The sequence below is a fragment of the Agrobacterium sp. GW821-FHT14E08 genome (assembly GCF_058803865.1).
Genome location: NZ_JBXAPJ010000001.1, coordinates 950,535 through 968,556, shown reverse-complemented (window position 1 = coordinate 968,556; position 18,022 = coordinate 950,535). Strand labels below are relative to the sequence as shown.

14 protein-coding genes are annotated in these 18,022 nt (G+C 57.7%); 5 read left to right on the top strand and 9 right to left on the bottom strand.

Annotation, left to right across the window (positions count from 1 at the left end; genetic code table 11):
- Positions 1–13: 13 nt before the first annotated feature.
- On the top strand, positions 14–2,179 hold the full coding sequence (katE, locus tag AC1ROR_RS04730; protein WP_498588733.1) for a catalase: 2,166 nt from the start codon (positions 14–16) through the stop codon (positions 2,177–2,179).
- Between the two features lie 73 nt (positions 2,180–2,252).
- Here katE and AC1ROR_RS04725 read toward each other — a convergent pair whose 3' ends face one another.
- Genes AC1ROR_RS04725 through AC1ROR_RS04715 form a run of 3 tightly spaced genes read right to left on the bottom strand, consistent with a single transcriptional unit; the run spans position 2,253 to position 6,164 of the window.
- Positions 2,253–2,537 (bottom strand): DUF1488 family protein, encoded by a 285-nt coding sequence (locus AC1ROR_RS04725; RefSeq protein WP_498589174.1) that lies wholly within the window; start codon positions 2,535–2,537, stop codon positions 2,253–2,255.
- A 41-nt stretch (positions 2,538–2,578) separates the two neighbouring features.
- Entirely contained in the window at positions 2,579–4,672 is a 2,094-nt protein-coding gene (locus AC1ROR_RS04720) for an ATP-binding protein (protein ID WP_498588732.1), read from the bottom strand.
- Positions 4,656–6,164: an ATPase domain-containing protein gene (locus AC1ROR_RS04715; protein ID WP_498588731.1), complete on the bottom strand. Its 1,509-nt coding sequence runs from the start codon at positions 6,162–6,164 to the stop codon at positions 4,656–4,658. Before AC1ROR_RS04715 ends, AC1ROR_RS04720 begins: the two co-directional genes overlap by 17 nt.
- A gap of 213 nt (positions 6,165–6,377) precedes the next feature.
- On the opposite strand from AC1ROR_RS04715, the gene AC1ROR_RS04710 reads away from it, so the two are divergent.
- Positions 6,378–6,632, top strand: a complete 255-nt coding sequence (locus AC1ROR_RS04710; protein WP_498588730.1) for a type II toxin-antitoxin system RelE/ParE family toxin — start codon at positions 6,378–6,380, stop codon at positions 6,630–6,632.
- A 141-nt stretch (positions 6,633–6,773) separates the two neighbouring features.
- On the opposite strand, the gene AC1ROR_RS04705 is transcribed toward AC1ROR_RS04710, so the two are convergent.
- Together AC1ROR_RS04705 and ligD are read right to left on the bottom strand one after the other, a co-directional pair.
- A complete protein-coding gene (locus tag AC1ROR_RS04705) occupies positions 6,774–7,547 on the bottom strand; it encodes an SOS response-associated peptidase family protein (RefSeq protein WP_498588729.1) in 774 nt (257 codons plus the stop codon).
- 53 nt (positions 7,548–7,600) lie between these two features.
- Complete coding sequence (gene ligD, locus AC1ROR_RS04700; protein ID WP_498588728.1) at positions 7,601–8,653, bottom strand: non-homologous end-joining DNA ligase; 1,053 nt, start codon at positions 8,651–8,653, stop codon at positions 7,601–7,603.
- Positions 8,654–8,934: 281 nt separating this feature from the next.
- Between ligD and AC1ROR_RS04695 the strand changes: the two genes are divergently transcribed.
- The 3 genes from AC1ROR_RS04695 to AC1ROR_RS04685 are packed head-to-tail and all read left to right on the top strand — an operon-like array spanning position 8,935 to position 14,397.
- The gene (locus AC1ROR_RS04695; RefSeq protein WP_498588727.1) at positions 8,935–9,711 is read left to right on the top strand and encodes an ImuA family protein; all 777 of its coding nucleotides are present in this window, start codon (positions 8,935–8,937) and stop codon (positions 9,709–9,711) included.
- On the top strand, positions 9,632–11,143 hold the full coding sequence (locus tag AC1ROR_RS04690; RefSeq protein ID WP_498588726.1) for a Y-family DNA polymerase: 1,512 nt from the start codon (positions 9,632–9,634) through the stop codon (positions 11,141–11,143). Before AC1ROR_RS04695 ends, AC1ROR_RS04690 begins: the two co-directional genes overlap by 80 nt.
- Positions 11,140–14,397 (top strand): error-prone DNA polymerase, encoded by a 3,258-nt coding sequence (locus tag AC1ROR_RS04685; RefSeq protein WP_498588725.1) that lies wholly within the window; start codon positions 11,140–11,142, stop codon positions 14,395–14,397. Before AC1ROR_RS04690 ends, AC1ROR_RS04685 begins: the two co-directional genes overlap by 4 nt.
- Before the next feature lie 134 nt (positions 14,398–14,531).
- Here the strand turns inward: AC1ROR_RS04685 and AC1ROR_RS04680 are convergent, their stop codons facing one another.
- From AC1ROR_RS04680 to AC1ROR_RS04665, 4 genes are all read right to left on the bottom strand, one after another.
- Positions 14,532–14,771 (bottom strand): hypothetical protein, encoded by a 240-nt coding sequence (locus AC1ROR_RS04680; RefSeq protein ID WP_498588724.1) that lies wholly within the window; start codon positions 14,769–14,771, stop codon positions 14,532–14,534.
- Between the two features lie 65 nt (positions 14,772–14,836).
- Positions 14,837–16,144 carry a hypothetical protein gene (locus AC1ROR_RS04675; RefSeq protein WP_498588723.1) on the bottom strand — a complete coding sequence of 436 codons (1,308 nt, stop codon included), beginning with the start codon at positions 16,142–16,144 and terminating at the stop codon, positions 14,837–14,839.
- Positions 16,145–16,488: 344 nt separating this feature from the next.
- A complete protein-coding gene (locus tag AC1ROR_RS04670) occupies positions 16,489–17,511 on the bottom strand; it encodes a tyrosine-type recombinase/integrase (RefSeq protein WP_498588722.1) in 1,023 nt (340 codons plus the stop codon).
- Between the two features lie 27 nt (positions 17,512–17,538).
- The gene (locus AC1ROR_RS04665; protein ID WP_498588721.1) at positions 17,539–17,994 is read right to left on the bottom strand and encodes a helix-turn-helix domain-containing protein; all 456 of its coding nucleotides are present in this window, start codon (positions 17,992–17,994) and stop codon (positions 17,539–17,541) included.
- Positions 17,995–18,022: the final 28 nt, after the last annotated feature.

Genomic DNA, 18,022 nt, shown 5'->3' with positions numbered 1-18,022 from the left:
CAGGAGCCACACCATGGCCAGGACCACCAACAGCACCAAGACCACCAACAGCAAATCACCGCAAGACAAGACGCAGACCGTCACTATTCACGACCAGAAGCTGGAGCGCGGCGCCGGCGGCGAGCTGCACCAGGCGGCCGAAGCAGACGCGCCTGTGCTGACGACCGCCCAGGGCGGGCCGGTTGCCGACGACCAGAATTCTCTGCGGATCGGCGCGCGCGGGCCGCTTGTCGTGGATGATTTCCATTTCCGGGAGAAAATCTTCCACTTCGACCACGAGCGCATTCCCGAGCGCGTGGTGCATGCGCGCGGTTACGGCGCGCATGGCTTCTTCGAGACCTACGAATCCTTTTCCGCCTATACCAGGGCGGATTTCCTGCAGCGTGCGGGCGAAAAGACCCCGGCCTTCGTCCGCTTCTCGACGGTTGCCGGCAACAAGGGTTCGGCCGACCTTGCGCGTGATGTGCGTGGTTTCGCCGTCAAGCTCTACACCCGGGAAGGCAACTGGGATCTCGTCGGCAACAATATTCCGGTGTTCTTCATTCAGGACGCCATCAAGTTCCCCGACCTGATCCATGCCGCCAAGCAGGAACCGGACCGGGCCTTTCCGCAAGCCCAGACCGCCCATGACACGTTCTGGGACTTCATCAGCCTGACGCCGGAAAGCATGCACATGATCATGTGGGCCATGTCGGACCGGACCATACCGCGGTCCTTGCGCTTCATGGAAGGTTTCGGCGTCCACACCTTCCGCCTGGTCAATGCCAAGGAAGAATCGACATTCGTCAAGTTCCACTGGAAGCCAAAGCTGGGGCTTCAGTCGGTCGCCTGGAACGAGGCGGTCAAGATCAACGGTGCCGATCCCGACTTCCACCGCCGCGACCTCTGGCAAGCCATCCAATCCGGCGACTTCCCGGAATGGGAGTTGCAGGTGCAGCTGTTTGACCAGGACTTTGCCGACAGCTTCGACTTCGACGTGCTCGACCCGACAAAGATCATTCCCGAGGAAATACTAAAGCCGCAGCCGGTCGGACGGCTGGTGCTTGACCGCATGCCCGACAACTTCTTCGCCGAGACCGAGCAGGTCGCCTTCATGACGCAGAACGTGCCGCCGGGCATCGACTTCAGCAATGATCCGCTGTTGCAGGGCCGGAACTTCTCCTATCTCGACACCCAGCTGAAACGGCTTGGCGGGCCAAATTTCACCCACCTGCCCATCAATGCGCCGAAGTGTCCCTTCGCGCATTTCCAGCAGGATGGCCACATGGCCATGCGCAATCCTGTCGGCAGGGCGAATTACCAGCCGAACTCGTTTGGTGAGGGTCCGCGGGAATCGCCGAGCCGCGGCTATCGCCATTTCCCGGCCGAAGAACAGGGAAGCAAGGCGCGACTGCGCCCGGAAAGCTTTGCCGATCATTACAGCCAGGCCCGACAATTCTATATCAGCCAGACACCACCCGAGCAGCGTCACATCGCCGCCGCCCTGACATTCGAACTGAGCAAGGTGGAAACATCTGTTATCCGCGAACGCATGGTTTCGCATCTGATGAACATCGACGAGACGCTGGCAACCACCGTTGCGCAGAAGCTGGGATTAAAGTCGATGCCGAAGCCGGCGGATGCGGCCATGCCGACCCGTCAGGATCTGGAGCCCTCACCGGCGCTCAGCATCGTGGAGCGCGGCCCCAATCGCTTCGAAGGCCGCAAGCTCGGGATCCTCGTCACCGATGGGGTCGATGCCAAGCTGCTGAATGGCCTGACGTCGGCGATTGCGAAGGAGAAAGCTGTCTGCGAACTGATCGCGCCGAAAGTCGGCGGCGTCACGGCCTCGGATGGCAGCTGGTTCGAGGCCCATCACATGATCGATGGCGGGCCGTCCGTTCTTTTCGATGCGGTCGCACTGCTGACCTCCGCCGAAGCGATAGACGATCTGGTCAATGAGGCAACGGCGCGGGACTTCGTGGCCGATGCCTTCCAGCACTGCAAGTTCATCGGCTATGATCAGTCGGCGCTGCCCTTGCTGGAAAAAGCCGGCATTGCCGACGCTCTTGATGAGGGCACCGTTGCCCTCCCCGGGGAGGAAGGCCTCGCCGGCTTCGTATCGAACCTCGGCAAGCTGCGTGTCTGGGGTCGGGAACCTTCGGTAAAGCTCGGAAAGGCTTCACCGCCAGTGAAATGACATCACCAGCGGGCGCGGCAGCGATGCCGCGCTTGGTGGCGCAGGCACCTTCGGGAAAGGAATATCCGGCAGGTTAGCCGAGGTCGGAGGCTGTCAGGATATTCATATTGCGACGCGATTTGGCGTAGACCTTCTGTGCCGCGGCATAGATGGCCGTGCGCATCGCGTCGAAAGAGGAAAGGCACTGGGCTTCCGACATGCTCATGGCGTGTCCCCGGCCCTTGGTGAGCGCTTCGGCCTCGACAAGAAACCGGATCTCGAACATGCCGTCATGGCCGAAAAAGCGAACCGCTTTACGCCCCTCGTCAAAACTGCAATTCTGACCTGCCCCTAAGGGCTGAAAAGGTTTCGACGAGATCGCTAGCCTTTTGAGTTGAGCCGCTTCTTCTAGGCCTGGTCCTACGGCCCGTTCCTCTTAGCTGGGCCTGTCACGATCGGATCGTTAAACAGCTTTTGAAGCTCGCGCTCCAGCTGATCTTGTGTATACGGCTTGCCGAGCCGTGCAACTTCAAGATCAACTCCAGACGGCAGTTCTGCATAGCCCGAGGCGATGAGTATCGGAAGATTTGGGGCAATATGGCGGACCGCAATCGCCAGATCCGCTCCGGTCATGCCAGGCATTGAATAGTCGGTAATCAGGAGGTCAAAGCAGGTTCCATCCCCTAGATGCTCCAGGGCCTCTTTCCCCGAATGCGCTTCAACCACATCGTGACCGAGGTCCATCAGCATATCGACTGAGCTCATGGCTATGAGAGGATCGTCATCCACCAGCAAGATTCGTTTCGGTCCTGAAGCGCTCGCGATTGGGCCAGCCGGCACCTTAATCGCTACGGAGTCGTTTGTGATTTCGGATGTCGAGACTGGGATCCACAGTTCTGCCTTTGTGCCCTTACCCAACTCGCTCGTCAGCTTGAGGTCGCCTTTCAACTGGGACGCCAGACCGTGGATCATTGAAAGGCCGAGACCAGTTCCTTTTCCCAGTTCCTTGGTTGAGAAAAATGGCTCTACAGCTTTTTGCAGTGTTTCACGATCCATTCCATGGCCTTGGTCAATCACCGAAAGGACGACGTAATCGCCTGCCCCAAGCTCACCGTCCGGTATGGACTGATGGATACCGTTCAGGCCAATGCGGATATCACCTCCATCCGGCATGGCGTCACGGGCGTTGACAACAAGATTGAGGAGCGCAAGTTCAATCTGGTTTGCATCCGCCGAAACTAGAGGAAGATGCTCCGGCACGTCAGTTTTAATTACCACTGTCGAGCCAACGGATCGTTTCAGCAGGTCTTCCATTCCCTTGACCAGCGCGCGCATATCGACCGGGTCGATGCGCAGGTCCTGCCTGCGCGAGAAAGCGAGAAGCCGCTGGGTGAGGGAAGCGCCACGTTTGGCGCCCTGTTGGGCACCATCGATCAGGCGGACCGCTCTCGCATCATCACCAACGTATTTTCGCAGGAGTTCAAGATTGCCAAGCACGGCCATCAGTAGGTTGTTAAAATCATGTGCCACGCCACCCGTGAGCTGACCGATTGCTTCCATCTTCTGAGATTGGCGCAATTGTTGTTCAGCTCGCTCTCGCTGGCTAACCTCTTCCATGACGGTAGCATGTGCTTCTTCCAGTTCACGGGTTCTTTCCGCGACGCGCTCTTCCAGAACCTCGTTCAACCGCCGTTGGTCTTCTTCCGCTTCCAGACGGGAGGTGATGTCGGCTGAAACGCCGACAAGTTTGATGGCCTTGCCGGCACGGTCCCTGTAGAGTTGTGCGCGGATTTCCGCCCAGTGGATCGACCCATCATTCCAGATTGTTCTATATTCTATCGCGTAATCTGCGTCGGTCTCGATCGTAGTACGAACAGCCAGTTGCATGCGCTCGAGGTCGTCAGGGTGGATCGACGCCAACAAATCCGCATAAGAGAACTCCTCTTCGGGCCCTCGGCCAAAAATCGATCGACACGTCGACGAAGTGGTCAGTTCATTGGTTGCAAGATCGAGCTCCCATGCGCCAAGCCTGCCGGCGCCCAGCGCCGTCTGGAGGCGACGTTCGCCTTCGTCTAGCGCCTCTATCCTCGCCCGAGCATCAAACTGCCGACGCCGGCCGCGCATGGCCGATCGAGCGACGCTTATGAAGGTCGTGGCGTGGAAAGGCCGTTCGACAAAACTCACGTTGCCCAGAACCTCTGACAACCTGGCCGCAGTCGGATTACGTTCAGGTCCGCCGCCACGGTTTGTCAAGATGATGAATGGCAGGTCAGACCAACTGGGCTGCGCTTCGATCCAGGCGGAAATACCTCTCAGGTCGGCTGAACGAAACGCCTCCTCGGTCACAACAGCGAAGGCAATGTCGTCTCCTAGACGGGCGACAAATGACACAATGTCAGCGACTGCGCTGGAGGATACACCGGCTTCGTTTAGGAGAGACGCTGCAATCTTTGAATCACGACCGATTGGAGCGTAGAGCAGGGCTCTTGTGTCGCTGTCAGGAATTGTCGCCACCCTCTTCGGTCAGAGGAAGAAGCGGATGCTGGTCGCCGACGAAGTTTGGAACACCGCGAAGGATACCCTGGAACCCGGAAAGCGGCGCACCGAGCGTCAATCCGTTACCGGATATTCGGAACTCACGGATCGTATCTTCGTGAGGGCCTGTGCGCTTCTTGATCACCGATACGGCACGCCGCACTTTTCCGAGCGCTTCGAAGTACCTCAGAAGGATGACGCTATCGGCGAGATAGGTGACATCTACAGGTGATTTCATATCTCCGACAAGGCCATGCTGGGCAACCGTCAGAAAGGTATTCGCGCCCTGCCTGTTAAGGTATTGCAGCAGTTCATGCATGTGCAAGATGAGGGCATTCTCTTCCGGCATCGATGCCTGATAACCATTGATGCTGTCGATAACGACCGTCTTGGCATCGTAAGTCGCCACCCGGTCTCGCACGCGCTGTGCAAATTCCCCCGGTGACAGTTCCGCAGCATCGAGTTGCTCGATATGGATATGCCCGTCTTCATGTAGCTTCTCAAGATCGATACCCATGGATTTTGTGCGGGCAAAGAGAAGACCAAGCTCCTCATCGAAAATGAAGATCGCTGCTTTTTCCCCACGCTCCACCGCAGCGTTGACGAACTGCAGAGCAAACAGACTTTTGCCCGTCCCGGCAGGACCAATAAGCAGCGTGCTTGATCCCCGCTCTATGCCACCCCCGAGCAGCCCGTCGAACTCGGAAAGGCCGCTGGAGAGGGTGGTTCGTTCAAATCCGGTCTTGTGCTCGATCGCGCGGAGGCGCGGGAAAACTGCAACCCCGCCAGTTTTGATGACAAAATCATGATAGCCGCCGCGGAACGACTGACCACGATATTTTATAACCCTCAACCGACGACGCTCGGATCCGTAGTCCGGAGCAAGCTGTTCGAGATGAATGACACCATGGACTACGCTATGGACCGTCTTGTCAAAATTTTCCGACGTCATGTCATCAAGTAGCAGGACCGTTGCATCGGAGCGTGCGAAGAAGTGTTTCAATGCTAGGATCTGTCTTCGGTACCGCAACGAACTCTGCGCTAAAAGACGAATTTCAGAGAGGCTATCAATCACAACGCGCTGGGGTTTGATCCGCTCAAAGGCTTCGAAAATCAGTTTTGTCGTTTCACCCAACTCGAGATCTGAGGAGTAGAGCAGGCTTTGCTGTTGTTCGGCATCGAGAAGGCTTTCCGGGGGGACGAGCTCAAATATCTCGATCCCGCTACCAATCTCCATGCCATGCGATCTAGCGCAATCGCGCAATTCTTCGTCCGATTCCGACAGACTGATATAAAGGCAGCGCTCTCCCAGCTTTTCTCCCTCAAGAAGGAACTGCAAGGCAATCGTTGTTTTGCCTGTCCCTGGTGAGCCCTCAAGCAGAAAGACATGCCTGCGCGTAAAACCACCCGAAAGAACGTCGTCCAGTCCCTGGACACCGGTTTCTGCTTTTTGACTTAAAACCTGATGCATATTTCCTCCGGACTTTCTAAAATACTTAGAGTGCGACCTTAGGAGAATCAAGGGTGTAGGGGTGTTCCAGTATAGAGCCGCTGTCTGCTCGCCGGAGCTCATCCATACAGCGGTGGCTAAAGAGCAAGTTTCGACATGGCTGACACCGCAAGTTGAAGAGCTTGATCACGGCGCTACGGTAAGGTTTATAAGGCTCAATTTTCGATGGAAATAATGCGGCTAACCGGATCGGTTCTGTGCAGAGAACCCCAGCGCGCCCTTACCTTCATCCGAGAGCTACGCAGCAAGTGTGAGGATCTCGTCGACAATCCGAACGGCTTCGCCCTCGTACCCCATTGCGAGCACCATGGCAGCTGCCGGCGCGGTCGTGGCAACTATCTGATCTTCTACCGCGTCAAAACGGCGAAGGTGATAATCGTCCATATCCATGGCGCCACCGACTATGGCGCCATCCTGTTCGGTGATTAGTTTCGGTGGACCGGTCTAGGGCGATTTTTCGCTCGAGATGCGGAGTTAAGCGGCGACCTTCTCCGCCGCAACGTCCTGTCGAGCAGATGTCGCGAGCGTCTCCTTGACCTCTCGTTTGTTTTTAAGCTTTGTTTTAAGGCGTCAAAGGAGCCTTCCTTGCTCCACCGGCTCTCCGGATTTGGAAACGATGGTGGATCCGTACGGTTCGCGCGAGGAAATAATCAGCGCCTCGTCTGGCAGAGGCCGGGCCAGTTCCTTTGCCTCCTCCCAAGGCGCCCGCATCCACATGTTAGCTTCTTCCTTCGTCATCAGCAGGACAGGCATGGCCTTCTCGTGGATCGGCTTCACAAGATCGTTCGGATCCGTGGTCAGGAAGCCATAGAGATCGTCCGTGGTCATTCCATCCTTCACCTTGCGGACGCTTTTCCATTGCGGCACGTGGATACCGGCGAAGAACATCAGCGATTTCTGTTCGTCGCGGGCAAACCATGCATTCGGCACTTTGCCGGCGGGTTCCTGGCTAGCCGGATCCGGTTCAGCAAAGCTGGTGACCGGGACAAGACATCTGTGCTCGACGCCGAACCAGCGCGTCCAGTGAGGCAGGTTGAGCTTGCGGACATTCGTCACGCCGCGGTCCGGCTCCATTCGGATGAGTTCGTCCATATCGACGGACTTGCCCTTGGCCTTCAGTTTATCCGCTCGAGCTTCCGCAGCCTTCTTCTGCACGAAGATGGGTGAGGGCAGGCCCCAGCGCGCATGCACGAGCTGCTTCTTGCCATCCGCAGTTTTGCGGACGATGGGCCCCATCTGGTCGGGGTTCATTTGATAGGCCGGCATCAGGTTGATAAAGCTCTCAGCGTCCTGAGCCCACTTCGAGACCCAGTCCTTGTCTTCCATGCGATACAGATTACACATGGCAGCAATTCCTCCGTTGCGACCGAATGCAGTTTGTCGGGTTTCCTGCGTCGCTAGTCGAGCCTGTAAACGTCGGCATTGTCCTGCCGTTCCCGCAAGCCTTTGTAGGAAGCATGTCGCAATTTGCGGTCCCCAGTCCAGACCCGGAACTCGATCTCGGCGATCAAGGTCGGCTCGACCCAGACGATGTCTGATTTTTCGGTAAAGGGTACAGGCGGCTGCTTTCGTTTCCAGCGCAGCTTGTCGAGCGTTTTTCGAAGCCTGATCATCTCGGCTTCTTTGAAGCCCGTGCCGACGTTTCCGACATGGATGAGCTCGTCGCCGCGATATGCAGCCAACACCAGCGATGCGAACCCCGTTGGCGATGTCGTCGATCGCTCGTAGCCGACGACCATGAACGCTTCGCTCTCAACGCATTTGACCTTCACCCAGTCGCCGGTGCGGCCGGAGCGATAGGGCTGATCGAGATGCTTGCCGACGATCCCCTCGAGGCCAAGGCTGCGGACATGCTCCAACAGGACGTCCGGTTCGGCGTCGAGTGTTTCCGAGAGACGGATGGCGCCGTCATTTGCCTTTATCGTATCCTCGAGAAGATGCCGGCGTGATCGGTATTCCATCTCCCGCAGATCCTGACCGTCCAGGTACATAAGATCAAAGGCGTAGAGGACGGCATCAGATGCTCGATTGCCGGCCGCCTTGCCCGAAGCGCCCAACGACTTCTGAAGTAGCCCGAAATCCGGCCGCCCTTCATCGTCAAGCACCACCGCCTCGCCATCGATGATCATCGTTGCCGGGCCCAGCGCTCGGGCTGCCTGTTCTATCGCCGGAAACCGGTGCGTCCAGTCATGACCCCCACGGGTAAGGATGCGGACCCCTGTCGGCTTGATGTGGACCGCCAGCCGATAGCCATCCCACTTCAGCTCCCAGCTCCACTGGTCACCTCGTGGCGGATGGGCCTTCAATTGTGCAAGCGCCGGCTCGACGCGGTCGGGCATCGGATCGAACAGAAGCTGTGGCTGTGCAGGGTTACGCTTCCGACGCGGCTTTGAGCGGATCGGGGCTTCGATATCACGAAGGAGCGGCTTTGATCTCGGTGGCTTCGTCATTGGAAGAGTTCAGCACGAAAACCTTAAGAACATTGTGACGCCGCCCATCTATCCCCACTATCCACCATCTGGAGCCGACAAGAGCGAAGTGCCGTAAAAAATTGTCGTGATGTCTATATCCTTGAATCCTTTTCGAATCTTCGGTTTTGCTAATACTAGGATTGTATTCCTCAACCTTGTGGTGCTTGACTCTCTAGCGTCACTAGAACAAACAATGAACAAATAGCCCGTGCGACATGATGCCGATCCTTTGAACACGACCTTAAAGGGAGCCGTGAACGATGACTGCTGCCCGTTCCCCCAGGGCTCCTGGAGGGGTCTTAGATGTGATCTGCGACTTGCGTGAACGCATCGCATCGCTGGAGGGCGGGTCCGCGAAACGCGCCGGAACGCTCGCCTTCGGCGTCCCCGAAATCGACGCGGCCTTGCCTGGCGGGGGTCTTGCTTATGGAGCCCTGCATGAGTTTGCGGGCGGAGGATCCGGTACAGTCGACGGAGCGGCTGCCGCGCTTTTTGTGGCCGGCATTGCCGCGCGAACCAAAGGCCCCGTCATCTGGTGTCTGACCCGGCCGGATCTGTTTTTCCCGGCGCTCGCAGAGGTCGGTCTCCATCCCGACCGCGTCATCTTCGTGGAGTCCGACAGGGAAGAGGATGTTCTGGCCAATATGGAGGAGGGGCTTTCCTTCGGCGGTCTCGGGGCGGTCGTCGGCGAACTTGTCCGCCTGCCGATGGTCAGTTCCCGACGCTTGCAGCTGGCTGCCGAGCGAACCGGGACGATGGCGCTTGGTGTCCGCCGATGGCGACGGCAGACGGAGGCGAATGATTTTGGCCAGCCGACGGCGTCAACCACCAGATGGCGGGTGAGTGTGATGCCATCGGAGGAGCTGCCGGTACCGGGGGTCGGCAGGCCTCAATGGTTTTTGGAATTGATGCGCGTGAAAGCGGGTGAGTGTGCTGAGTTTCTCGTGAGAGCGTGTGATGACAAGGGTCGTATCCATTTATCTTCCGGATCTGCCGACGGATCGCATTCGTCGAGCCGATCCCTCCATTCCGCCTGAACAGCCAATCGCCGTGATCGCGAGAAGCGGTTCGAAGCGATGGGTGTCTGCCGCCGATCCGGCTGCCAGAAAGGCGGGCGTGCATGCCGGCTTGGCGGCGGCAAAGGCGCAGTCGCTGTTTCGCGGCCTGATGCTGGTTGACGCAGATTCGCAAGCCGATCGAGCCGCGCTCGAGCGCATCACGCTCTGGGCGCTGACGATCTATTCGCCGATCGTCGCCGTCGACGGGATTGATGGTATCGTCATGGATACGGAGGGCGCCGAGCATCTGTATGGCGGCGAGGTGCCAATGGTGACAAAGATCGCCAACCAGTTTCTGGGCAGGAAGCTGACTGCCCATGTAGCGGTCGCCGACAGCTGGGGTGCTGCCCATGCTTGCGCGCGGGCCATCAATCGCGAGACGATCGTCATTCCGTCAGGCGAGACAGTGCGAGCGGTGGAAAAACTGCCGATTTCGCTTCTGCGCCTGCCGTCAAAGATCGTCTCTGATCTGCGCATTCTCGGTTTCCAGACAATCGGCGAGCTTGCCAACACCCCGCGGGCCCCGCTGACATTGCGCTTCGGTCCGGAGGTCGGCCGCCGTCTCGACCAGATGCTCTGTCGTATCGCCGAGCCGATCGAGCCAATCCGCACGCCTCAGCTGCTTGAAGTTTCCAAGGCCTTTGCAGAGCCGATTGGCGCTGCCGAAACAATCAACAAATATGTCGGGCGCCTTGTCGTGCAACTGGTCGATGAGCTCCAGAAGCGCGGCCTCGGTGTCCGCCGAGCCGACCTGCTCGTCGAGAAGGTTGACGGCACCAGGCAGGCAATCCGCGCCGGAACAGCCAAGCCTGCCCGCGACGTTGCCTGGCTGACAAAACTGTTTCGCGATCGCACGGATAAGATCGAGCCGGGTTTCGGGATCGAGAAACTCACCCTTGTTGCGGTTCTGGCCGAGCCATTGGAGGAGGCGCAGAAAGTCTCTGCTCTGGTCGAGGATGACATCACCGATGTGACGCCGCTGATCGATATCTATGGAAACCGGGGCCAGCGGGTGTATCGCGTCGCACCGGTCGCCTCCGATGTGCCGGAACGCTCCGTCCAGCGGATCAGCCCCGTCGCTGAACCGATCGCCGTTGAGTGGGTCAGCCATTGGCGCCGGCCGGTCCGGCTTTTACCACGTCCCGAACTGATCGAGGCGATCGCGCTGATGCCTGACCGGCCGCCGGTCTCCATCGTCTGGCGCGGAAAGCGCCGTAAGGTCAAACGCGCCGACGGCCCGGAACGCATCTTCGGCGAGTGGTGGCAGCGCGACGCCGAGATGGAAGCTGTGCGCGATTACTTTGTTATTGAGGACGAATCCGGTGAACGCCTGTGGGTGTTTCGCTCTGGCGACGGTGTTGATCCTGAGACCGGGTCCCATCGCTGGTTCTGTCATGGGATTTTCGCATGAGCTACGCCGAGCTGCAGGTCACGACGCACTTCTCCTTTCTGCGTGGCGCATCTTCAGCGCAGGAGCTGTTCGAGACCGCCAAGATCCTGGGGATCGAAGCACTCGGCGTCGTCGATCGCAATTCGCTGGCAGGCATCGTCCGCGCGCTGGAAGCATCCCGCGCCACCGGTCTGCGTCTGGTCGTCGGCTGTCGGCTCGATCTCGCCGACGGCATGTCGCTTCTGGTCTATCCGATGGATCGATCCGCCTATTCGCGTCTGACTCGGCTGATCACGCTCGGCAAGTCGCGTGGCGGCAAGAACAACTGTATCCTGCATTGGGACGATGTCGTCGCCTATTCTGAAGGTATGATCGGCATTCTGGTGCCGGATCTGCCGGATGCCACATGTGCCGCGCGGCTTCGAAAAATGGCTGAGCTATTTGGTGATCGCGCTTACGTGTCTCTCTGCCTGCGCCGGCGCCCCAACGACCAGCTGCGTCTGCATGAGATATCCAATATGGCGAGCCGGTTCAAAGTCAAAACCGTCGTCACCAATGACGTGCTGTTCCATGAGCCAGGCCGCCGGCAATTGCAGGACATCGTCACCTGCATCAGGCACAACACCACGATCGATGATGTCGGCTTCGAGCGTGAGCGCCATGCCGATCGCTACCTCAAGCCACCGGAGGAAATGGAGCGCCTGTTTCCGCGATACGCGCAAGCACTGGCGCGAAGCCTGGAAATCGTGCGCCGCTGCAAATTCTCGCTTGAAGAACTGACCTACCAGTACCCAGAGGAGGCCATCGTGCCGGGCAAGGATGCCCAAGCCTCGCTGGAGCATTATGTCTGGGAATGCGTGCCGAACCGCTATCCAGAGGGAATGCCGCCGGATGTGTTGAAGACCGTTCGGCACGAACTCGATCTCATCCGCACCATGAAATATGCGCCTTACTTTCTGACGGTGTTTTCGATCGTCCGTTTTGCCCGAAGTCAGGGCATTCTCTGTCAGGGCAGGGGATCGGCGGCCAACAGTGCCGTCTGCTATATTCTCGGCATCACGTCGATCGACCCCTCAACCAATGATCTCCTCTTCGAGCGTTTCGTCAGCCAGGAACGCGACGAGCCGCCCGACATCGACGTCGACTTCGAGCATGAACGGCGCGAGGAGGTCATCCAATGGATCTACACGACCTACACCAAGGATAAGGCGGCCCTCTGCGCGACCGTCACCCGCTACCGGGCCAAGGGCGCAATCCGCGATGTCGGTAAGGCACTCGGCCTGCCGGAGGATGTCATCAAAGCGCTGTCGTCCGGCATGTGGTCCTGGTCGGAAGAAGTTCCCGACCGAAACATCAGGGAACTCAATCTCAACCCCGATGACAGGCGTCTGGCGCTCACCCTGAAACTCGCGCAGCAGCTGATGGGTGCACCGCGTCATCTTGGCCAGCACCCCGGCGGTTTTGTCCTCACCCATGACCGGCTGGACGATCTCGTGCCGATCGAGCCGGCGACGATGAAGGACCGGCAGATCATCGAATGGGACAAGGACGATGTCGAGGCACTGAGATTCATGAAGGTGGACGTTTTGGCGTTGGGCATGCTGACCTGCATGGCCAAGGCTTTTGATCTCATCCGCGAGCACAAGGGCCAGCACCTTGATCTCTCGAAGATCGAGCAGGAGGATGCGGCGACCTATGCGATGATCCGAAAAGCCGATACGCTCGGGACCTTCCAGATCGAAAGCCGCGCGCAGATGGCGATGTTGCCGCGCCTGAAACCCCGCACCTTCTACGATCTGGTCGTGCAGGTGGCGATCGTCCGGCCCGGTCCTATCCAGGGCGACATGGTGCACCCCTATCTTCGCCGCCGCGAAGGCAAGGAGCCGGTCGAATATCCCACACCCGAGCTTGAGGCCGTGCTTGGCAAGACGCTGGGCGTGCCGCTGTTTCAGGAGAGCGCCATGCGCGTCGCCATGGTCTGCGCCGGTTTTACCGGTGGCGAGGCCGACCAGCTGCGCAAATCGATGGCCACCTTCAAGTTCACCGGTGGGGTCTCCCGCTTCAAGGACAAGCTCGTCGCCGGAATGGTGAAGAACGGATATTCGCCGGAGTTTGCCGAGAAGACGTTCTCGCAACTTGAAGGCTTTGGCTCCTATGGCTTTCCCGAGAGCCATGCAGCCTCCTTTGCGCTGATCGCCTATGCTTCGAACTACATCAAGTGCCATTACCCGGATGTCTTCTGCGCAGCTCTTTTGAACAGCCAGCCGATGGGCTTTTATGCCCCCGCTCAGATTGTCGGGGATGCGATCAAGCATGGTGTCGAGGTTCGGCCGGTTTGCGTCAACCGCTCGCGGTGGGACTGCACGCTGGAGAGGATCGGCAGCTCCGATCGGCATGCTGTTCGGCTTGGTTTCCGGCAGGTGAGGGGACTGGCGGTCGCGGATGCGGCGCGGATCGTAGCGGCCCGCATAAACAACCCGTTTGCCTCTGTCGATGACATGTGGCGCCGGTCCGGTGTGCCGACCGAAGCGCTTGTTCAACTGGCAGAGGCCGACGCCTTCCTGCCACCGCTCAAACTCGAACGACGCGATGCGCTCTGGGCGATCAAGGCGCTGCGCGACGAACCCTTGCCGTTGTTCGCAGCCGCAGCCGAACGCGAGGCGGCGGCGATTGCCGAGCAGCAGGAGCCAGAGGTGGCGCTTCGGCAGATGACGGACGGCCATAACGTCATCGAGGACTACAGCCACATCGGGCTCACTTTGCGCCAGCATCCGGTCGCCTTTCTTCGCGATGACCTGTCGGCACGCAATATCATCACCTGTGCCGAGGCGATGAATGCCCGGGATGGCCGATGGGTTTACACCGCTGGACTCGTGCTGGTGCGGCAGAAGCCGGGATCGGCCAAGGGTGTGATGTTCATCACCATCGAGGACGAGACGGGTCCCGCGAACATCGTTGTGTGGCCGTCGCTATTCGAGAAGCGTCGGCGTATCGTACTGGGATCCTCGATGATGGCGATCAACGGTCGGATCCAGCGGGAAGGGAAGGTCGTCCATCTCGTCGCGCAGCAACTCTTCGATCTCTCAGGCGATCTAGTTGGCCTTGCCGATCGAGATACGGGGTTCAGGCTGCCGACCGGGCGGGGCGACGAGTTTGCCCATGGAGGCGGCGGGCCGGATTCACGCGACAGGTCGAAACCGGTGGTCCCCCGGGATATGTTCACACCCGATCTTCATATCGATACGTTGAAGGTGAAGAGCCGGAATTTTCAATGATTTGCAACAAAACCACTCCTCAAAAGTTTGTTCGCGGATAGCCGAACCGACATGCGCAGCCGGTCCTCTCCGACCTCCTAGCTAAGAGGCGCTTTTTACGTTCATCGTCGCGCAAGCAATTGCGCGCCAGTAATTCAGTCTGGCATCAAGTCGGCAATTTGCCCGTGAGAAACCAGCAGGCGAGGGTTCGCCATACTGCCGCTCTCTTCGTCGACGGTGACAGCGTACGCCGCAACGCCAACGTGGCGCGGTGCCATAGCGCTCGCCATTTTCTCGGCAGAAGCTTGATTTGAGGCCGGCCGCATCTCACCCGGAACAATGCCGCCGCGACCGTTTTTGAACTGCACGACAATAATTTTCTCAGCGTCGGACATATTTACTCACTCCAAGTTTGTTCTACAAATGTTCTCGTTTTAGAAGGGAGTCAATGGGCGCGTGCCTATAATCCTAGGTCATTGGGTAAGTCTGGTTCAGGTTCTGCTCGTTCGTCAAAGCCGAGGATTAAATGGTGCCATACTGGGAAGCTGCCACGCTGAAGAACTTCTCGTAGAACGCGCGCTGTGAAAGTATTTGCGTCAAGCGAAAGGAAGTCGTTTTCGTTTTTAAGAAGGCCGCTATGAGCTGCGGCAGAACGGTGTGCGTAGATTTTCTTCGCTTTTTCGAAGACCTGGATCCTCTCATTTGGATCTTTTCCAAGAAGCCAAGCTGCTCGGGATGAAAGCTTGTATGTGATCTCAGCGTTTCCTCCGCCACCATTGCCGTTCTCGTGCATCAGGGCAATTTCCAATGCCATCCCAAGGTCAAGCGCTTTGTCCACATTAGATGACAGGCCTCTCGCTTTGCCAAGACGGTCTATCGCAACATAAAGCGCAGCAGGGCTCTTGAAGTCCTCGAGCAATCTCAGATTTTCTCGGACAGCGTCGGTGTCTGGTTTTTCTGATTGGAAGCCTGCTGTCTCAAGAAAGCCACTGTAGGCCCTGTCCGCATCCATTAGGTGGTCGATGGCAGCACGATAATAGGTGAAAGGCATGCTAACAGAGCAACTCGTTGAGAGGATGATGGCCCGCATGATCTCAAGTCTTTTATTGAAGCGCTCCTCATTGAAAGTCCCGAACCGGTCTTTCGACATATTAACGCCCGTTGGGCGATATTCTGCGTCAATTACTTTGTCGTGGCGGAAGTGGTGAACGAGAGCGCAAGAGTTTGGAGTACGAAATATGCCAGTGTTATCAAAAATTAGTCTTTTCCTGGCGTCAGACGGAAGTCTGTCATGAGGCCATAATTCGTAGCCTTCTGTAATTCTTACGATGTCATTAACCTCAACGCCGCTGACTTTGGTTATCTCCAGCGCATCATATCCGTTTTCGGTATAATGACTGTTGGCGGTTTCGATAATTGTAGCTGGAGGAATGCCGGCGAGGAGCTGGCGTGCGACCCATTGGAGTGCGTTGCCTTGCCGCGGAACTCCTGATCCAGTGGGAGTCCAAAGCGTGCTTTCGTTTATGTGAGAGAAAGGTGGAAATCTATATAGATGTGTTTCTAGCACCTCGCTCCTATGGAAATCTGCAAACATTAGAGCTGCATAGTGACTTGCATGCGATGGAGGGCGTGGAACAATCTTTAGCTCAATTTTGGCTAGCTCAAGAACTTGTTCCAACGTGAGCGTTCTAGAGTGGTCGTTTGCAAGGGCACGGATTGTAAGTAACTGGTTCTCGTCATCTTCGGGCATTGCGTCGCTCTCGTTCATCGCTAGCATCACTGATCTAACTTTTTTGCCTCCTTTCCCTGTCAGGGGGCAACAATGTCTGACGTCAAAAAATTGTAGTTTCGTCCGTCAGATTCAACTGTAACAGGTAATATCGCCGATCTGCTCACGTCAACGTCTTTAGAGATTGGATAAAGTTGTCTACAGGGCTGCTCTGCGTGGATTTCACTTTGCAATTCGATGTTGAACTAACTGGAAATACTGGGCTCCGTAGGCCTTATTTCACACGCCGCGCCTTCCCATGTACCCGAAAGCATTGAGGGTGCGATTGGATTTGTACGCAGTGGTGTCCGGCACTTCGAGTCCGATTCGTGACTTCCATTTTTCTAACTCATCATCTTCCGCATAGCGCTAGCGGCCAATTCAGCGCGCCCGCCGAGATAGTGCATATCGAGTATAGCCTCGACATCCTTCAAGCTGTGGCCCGTAACTGCGGCTATCTCTGGCACGGTGCAGCCAGCCAGCGCCATCCTCGTGATCGCCGTTCCACGAAGGTCATGGAAGGTGAGGTCAGTGACGCCAGCCTTCGCGCAACATTTCCTCCATGAGGTGTTGAACCCATCGCTTGTCCAGGCTGCGCCGCGGCTGTTTCTAAGGATGGCGCCATTGCCTCTCTGAGAGCTTAGGACGTTAGCCAGTGGGCCCATAGGCACCAAAACGCGCGCCTTCGTTTTGGACTGAGTGAACCGTAAATTGGAATCGTCAAAATCGCTCCAGGAGAGCCGCAGAAGGTCTCCTTTGCGCTGGCCGGTCCACAGCGCCAACTGAATGGCTAAACGCATGTAGGCAGGCGCCACAGCCTCAAATGCGGCCACGTCAGCGTCACTCCACGTCCGATCACGCCTCGTCGATCGGTACAATCGGCCGCCTCGTTCGGCGATGTTGACCGAGATCATTCCACGGTCTTTTGCAAACGACAACACACGAACCAAAACCATCCAGGCGAAATCGGCGGTGCGGGGCTTGTCGGCCAGCCGGTCGCGCCATTCCTTAAAGGCGCCGCGGGTCGGCGGTTGCTGTAGCTCCTGGAGCGATAGGCGGCCGAACTCCATTCGGATCTTGTCCAGATATCGATCATATTCCTGGCGGGTGCCAAGCTTTGTGCGGCGAAAGTCTGAAGAGCCCCGGTAGAGGGTGACCAGCGACGACACGTTGGTAGGCGAGGGTGCTTTGCGCTGCTCGTGGGCTGCGCTGAATGCGCCATCGAGAATGGTGTCACCAGGCTGTATCGGCTCGTCCTTGTCGTTCTTGAGCAGCGGACCTCCGCGCCAAGCGTAGCAGTAGTAGATGGTCTTGCCGCTTGCGAGGGTCTTTTTGACCTTTGCAAGGCCTTTTAAGGTTGTCGACATTTCTGATCCTCCCTTCACGCTTCGCACTCACTTGGTTCTCTTTTTCGCTTCTATTCGCCGCAACCGCTGCGCCAGGAAGCCTTCGCCAGCAACCGTCAGCTTGGTCGCAGTTTGATGTGGGTTTTTTCGACCGGTGACACCTGCAGCCTTAGGTCCAAAGCTAACGAAATCACGCGCGGTGTTACGCTTGATAAAGCTTTCGATTTCATCAGGTGAAAACACCATGTGGGTTCGCTCAGTGCCTCGCCCGATTTGGATGTAGGCGAGCTCACCGTGCCTCACGAGATCCCTGACGGTCGATACGGAAGTGGTGAATATCTCAGCGACTTCTTTGGTCGTGAGGGGGCGACGGATTGCTTGAGCAACCATGCCGGCGAGGAAAGCGAGCTGAATATCCTCGCGCTGCCAACCCTTGTCATCGTCAAGAGGAATTGTTGTTTTGGCGTATTGCAGAGCCGCCCGCTGCTTTATTGTATCGTCCATACCACGTCACCAACATTAGAGAACCGTT

Excerpts from the sequence above, each read along its gene's own strand:
- katE (WP_498588733.1), top strand. The coding sequence starts at position 14 with ATGGCCAGGACCACCAACAGCACCAAGACCACCAACAGCAAATCACCG.
- AC1ROR_RS04715 (WP_498588731.1), bottom strand. The coding sequence starts at position 6,164 with ATGCATCAGGTTTTAAGTCAAAAAGCAGAAACCGGTGTCCAGGGACTG.
- AC1ROR_RS04710 (WP_498588730.1), top strand. The coding sequence starts at position 6,378 with ATGCGGCTAACCGGATCGGTTCTGTGCAGAGAACCCCAGCGCGCCCTT.
- AC1ROR_RS04705 (WP_498588729.1), bottom strand. The coding sequence starts at position 7,547 with ATGTGTAATCTGTATCGCATGGAAGACAAGGACTGGGTCTCGAAGTGG.
- ligD (WP_498588728.1), bottom strand. The coding sequence starts at position 8,653 with ATGACGAAGCCACCGAGATCAAAGCCGCTCCTTCGTGATATCGAAGCC.
- AC1ROR_RS04695 (WP_498588727.1), top strand. The coding sequence starts at position 8,935 with ATGACTGCTGCCCGTTCCCCCAGGGCTCCTGGAGGGGTCTTAGATGTG.
- AC1ROR_RS04690 (WP_498588726.1), top strand. The coding sequence starts at position 9,632 with ATGACAAGGGTCGTATCCATTTATCTTCCGGATCTGCCGACGGATCGC.
- AC1ROR_RS04685 (WP_498588725.1), top strand. The coding sequence starts at position 11,140 with ATGAGCTACGCCGAGCTGCAGGTCACGACGCACTTCTCCTTTCTGCGT.
- AC1ROR_RS04680 (WP_498588724.1), bottom strand. The coding sequence starts at position 14,771 with ATGTCCGACGCTGAGAAAATTATTGTCGTGCAGTTCAAAAACGGTCGC.
- AC1ROR_RS04675 (WP_498588723.1), bottom strand. The coding sequence starts at position 16,144 with ATGAACGAGAGCGACGCAATGCCCGAAGATGACGAGAACCAGTTACTT.
- AC1ROR_RS04670 (WP_498588722.1), bottom strand. The coding sequence starts at position 17,511 with ATGTCGACAACCTTAAAAGGCCTTGCAAAGGTCAAAAAGACCCTCGCA.
- AC1ROR_RS04665 (WP_498588721.1), bottom strand. The coding sequence starts at position 17,994 with ATGGACGATACAATAAAGCAGCGGGCGGCTCTGCAATACGCCAAAACA.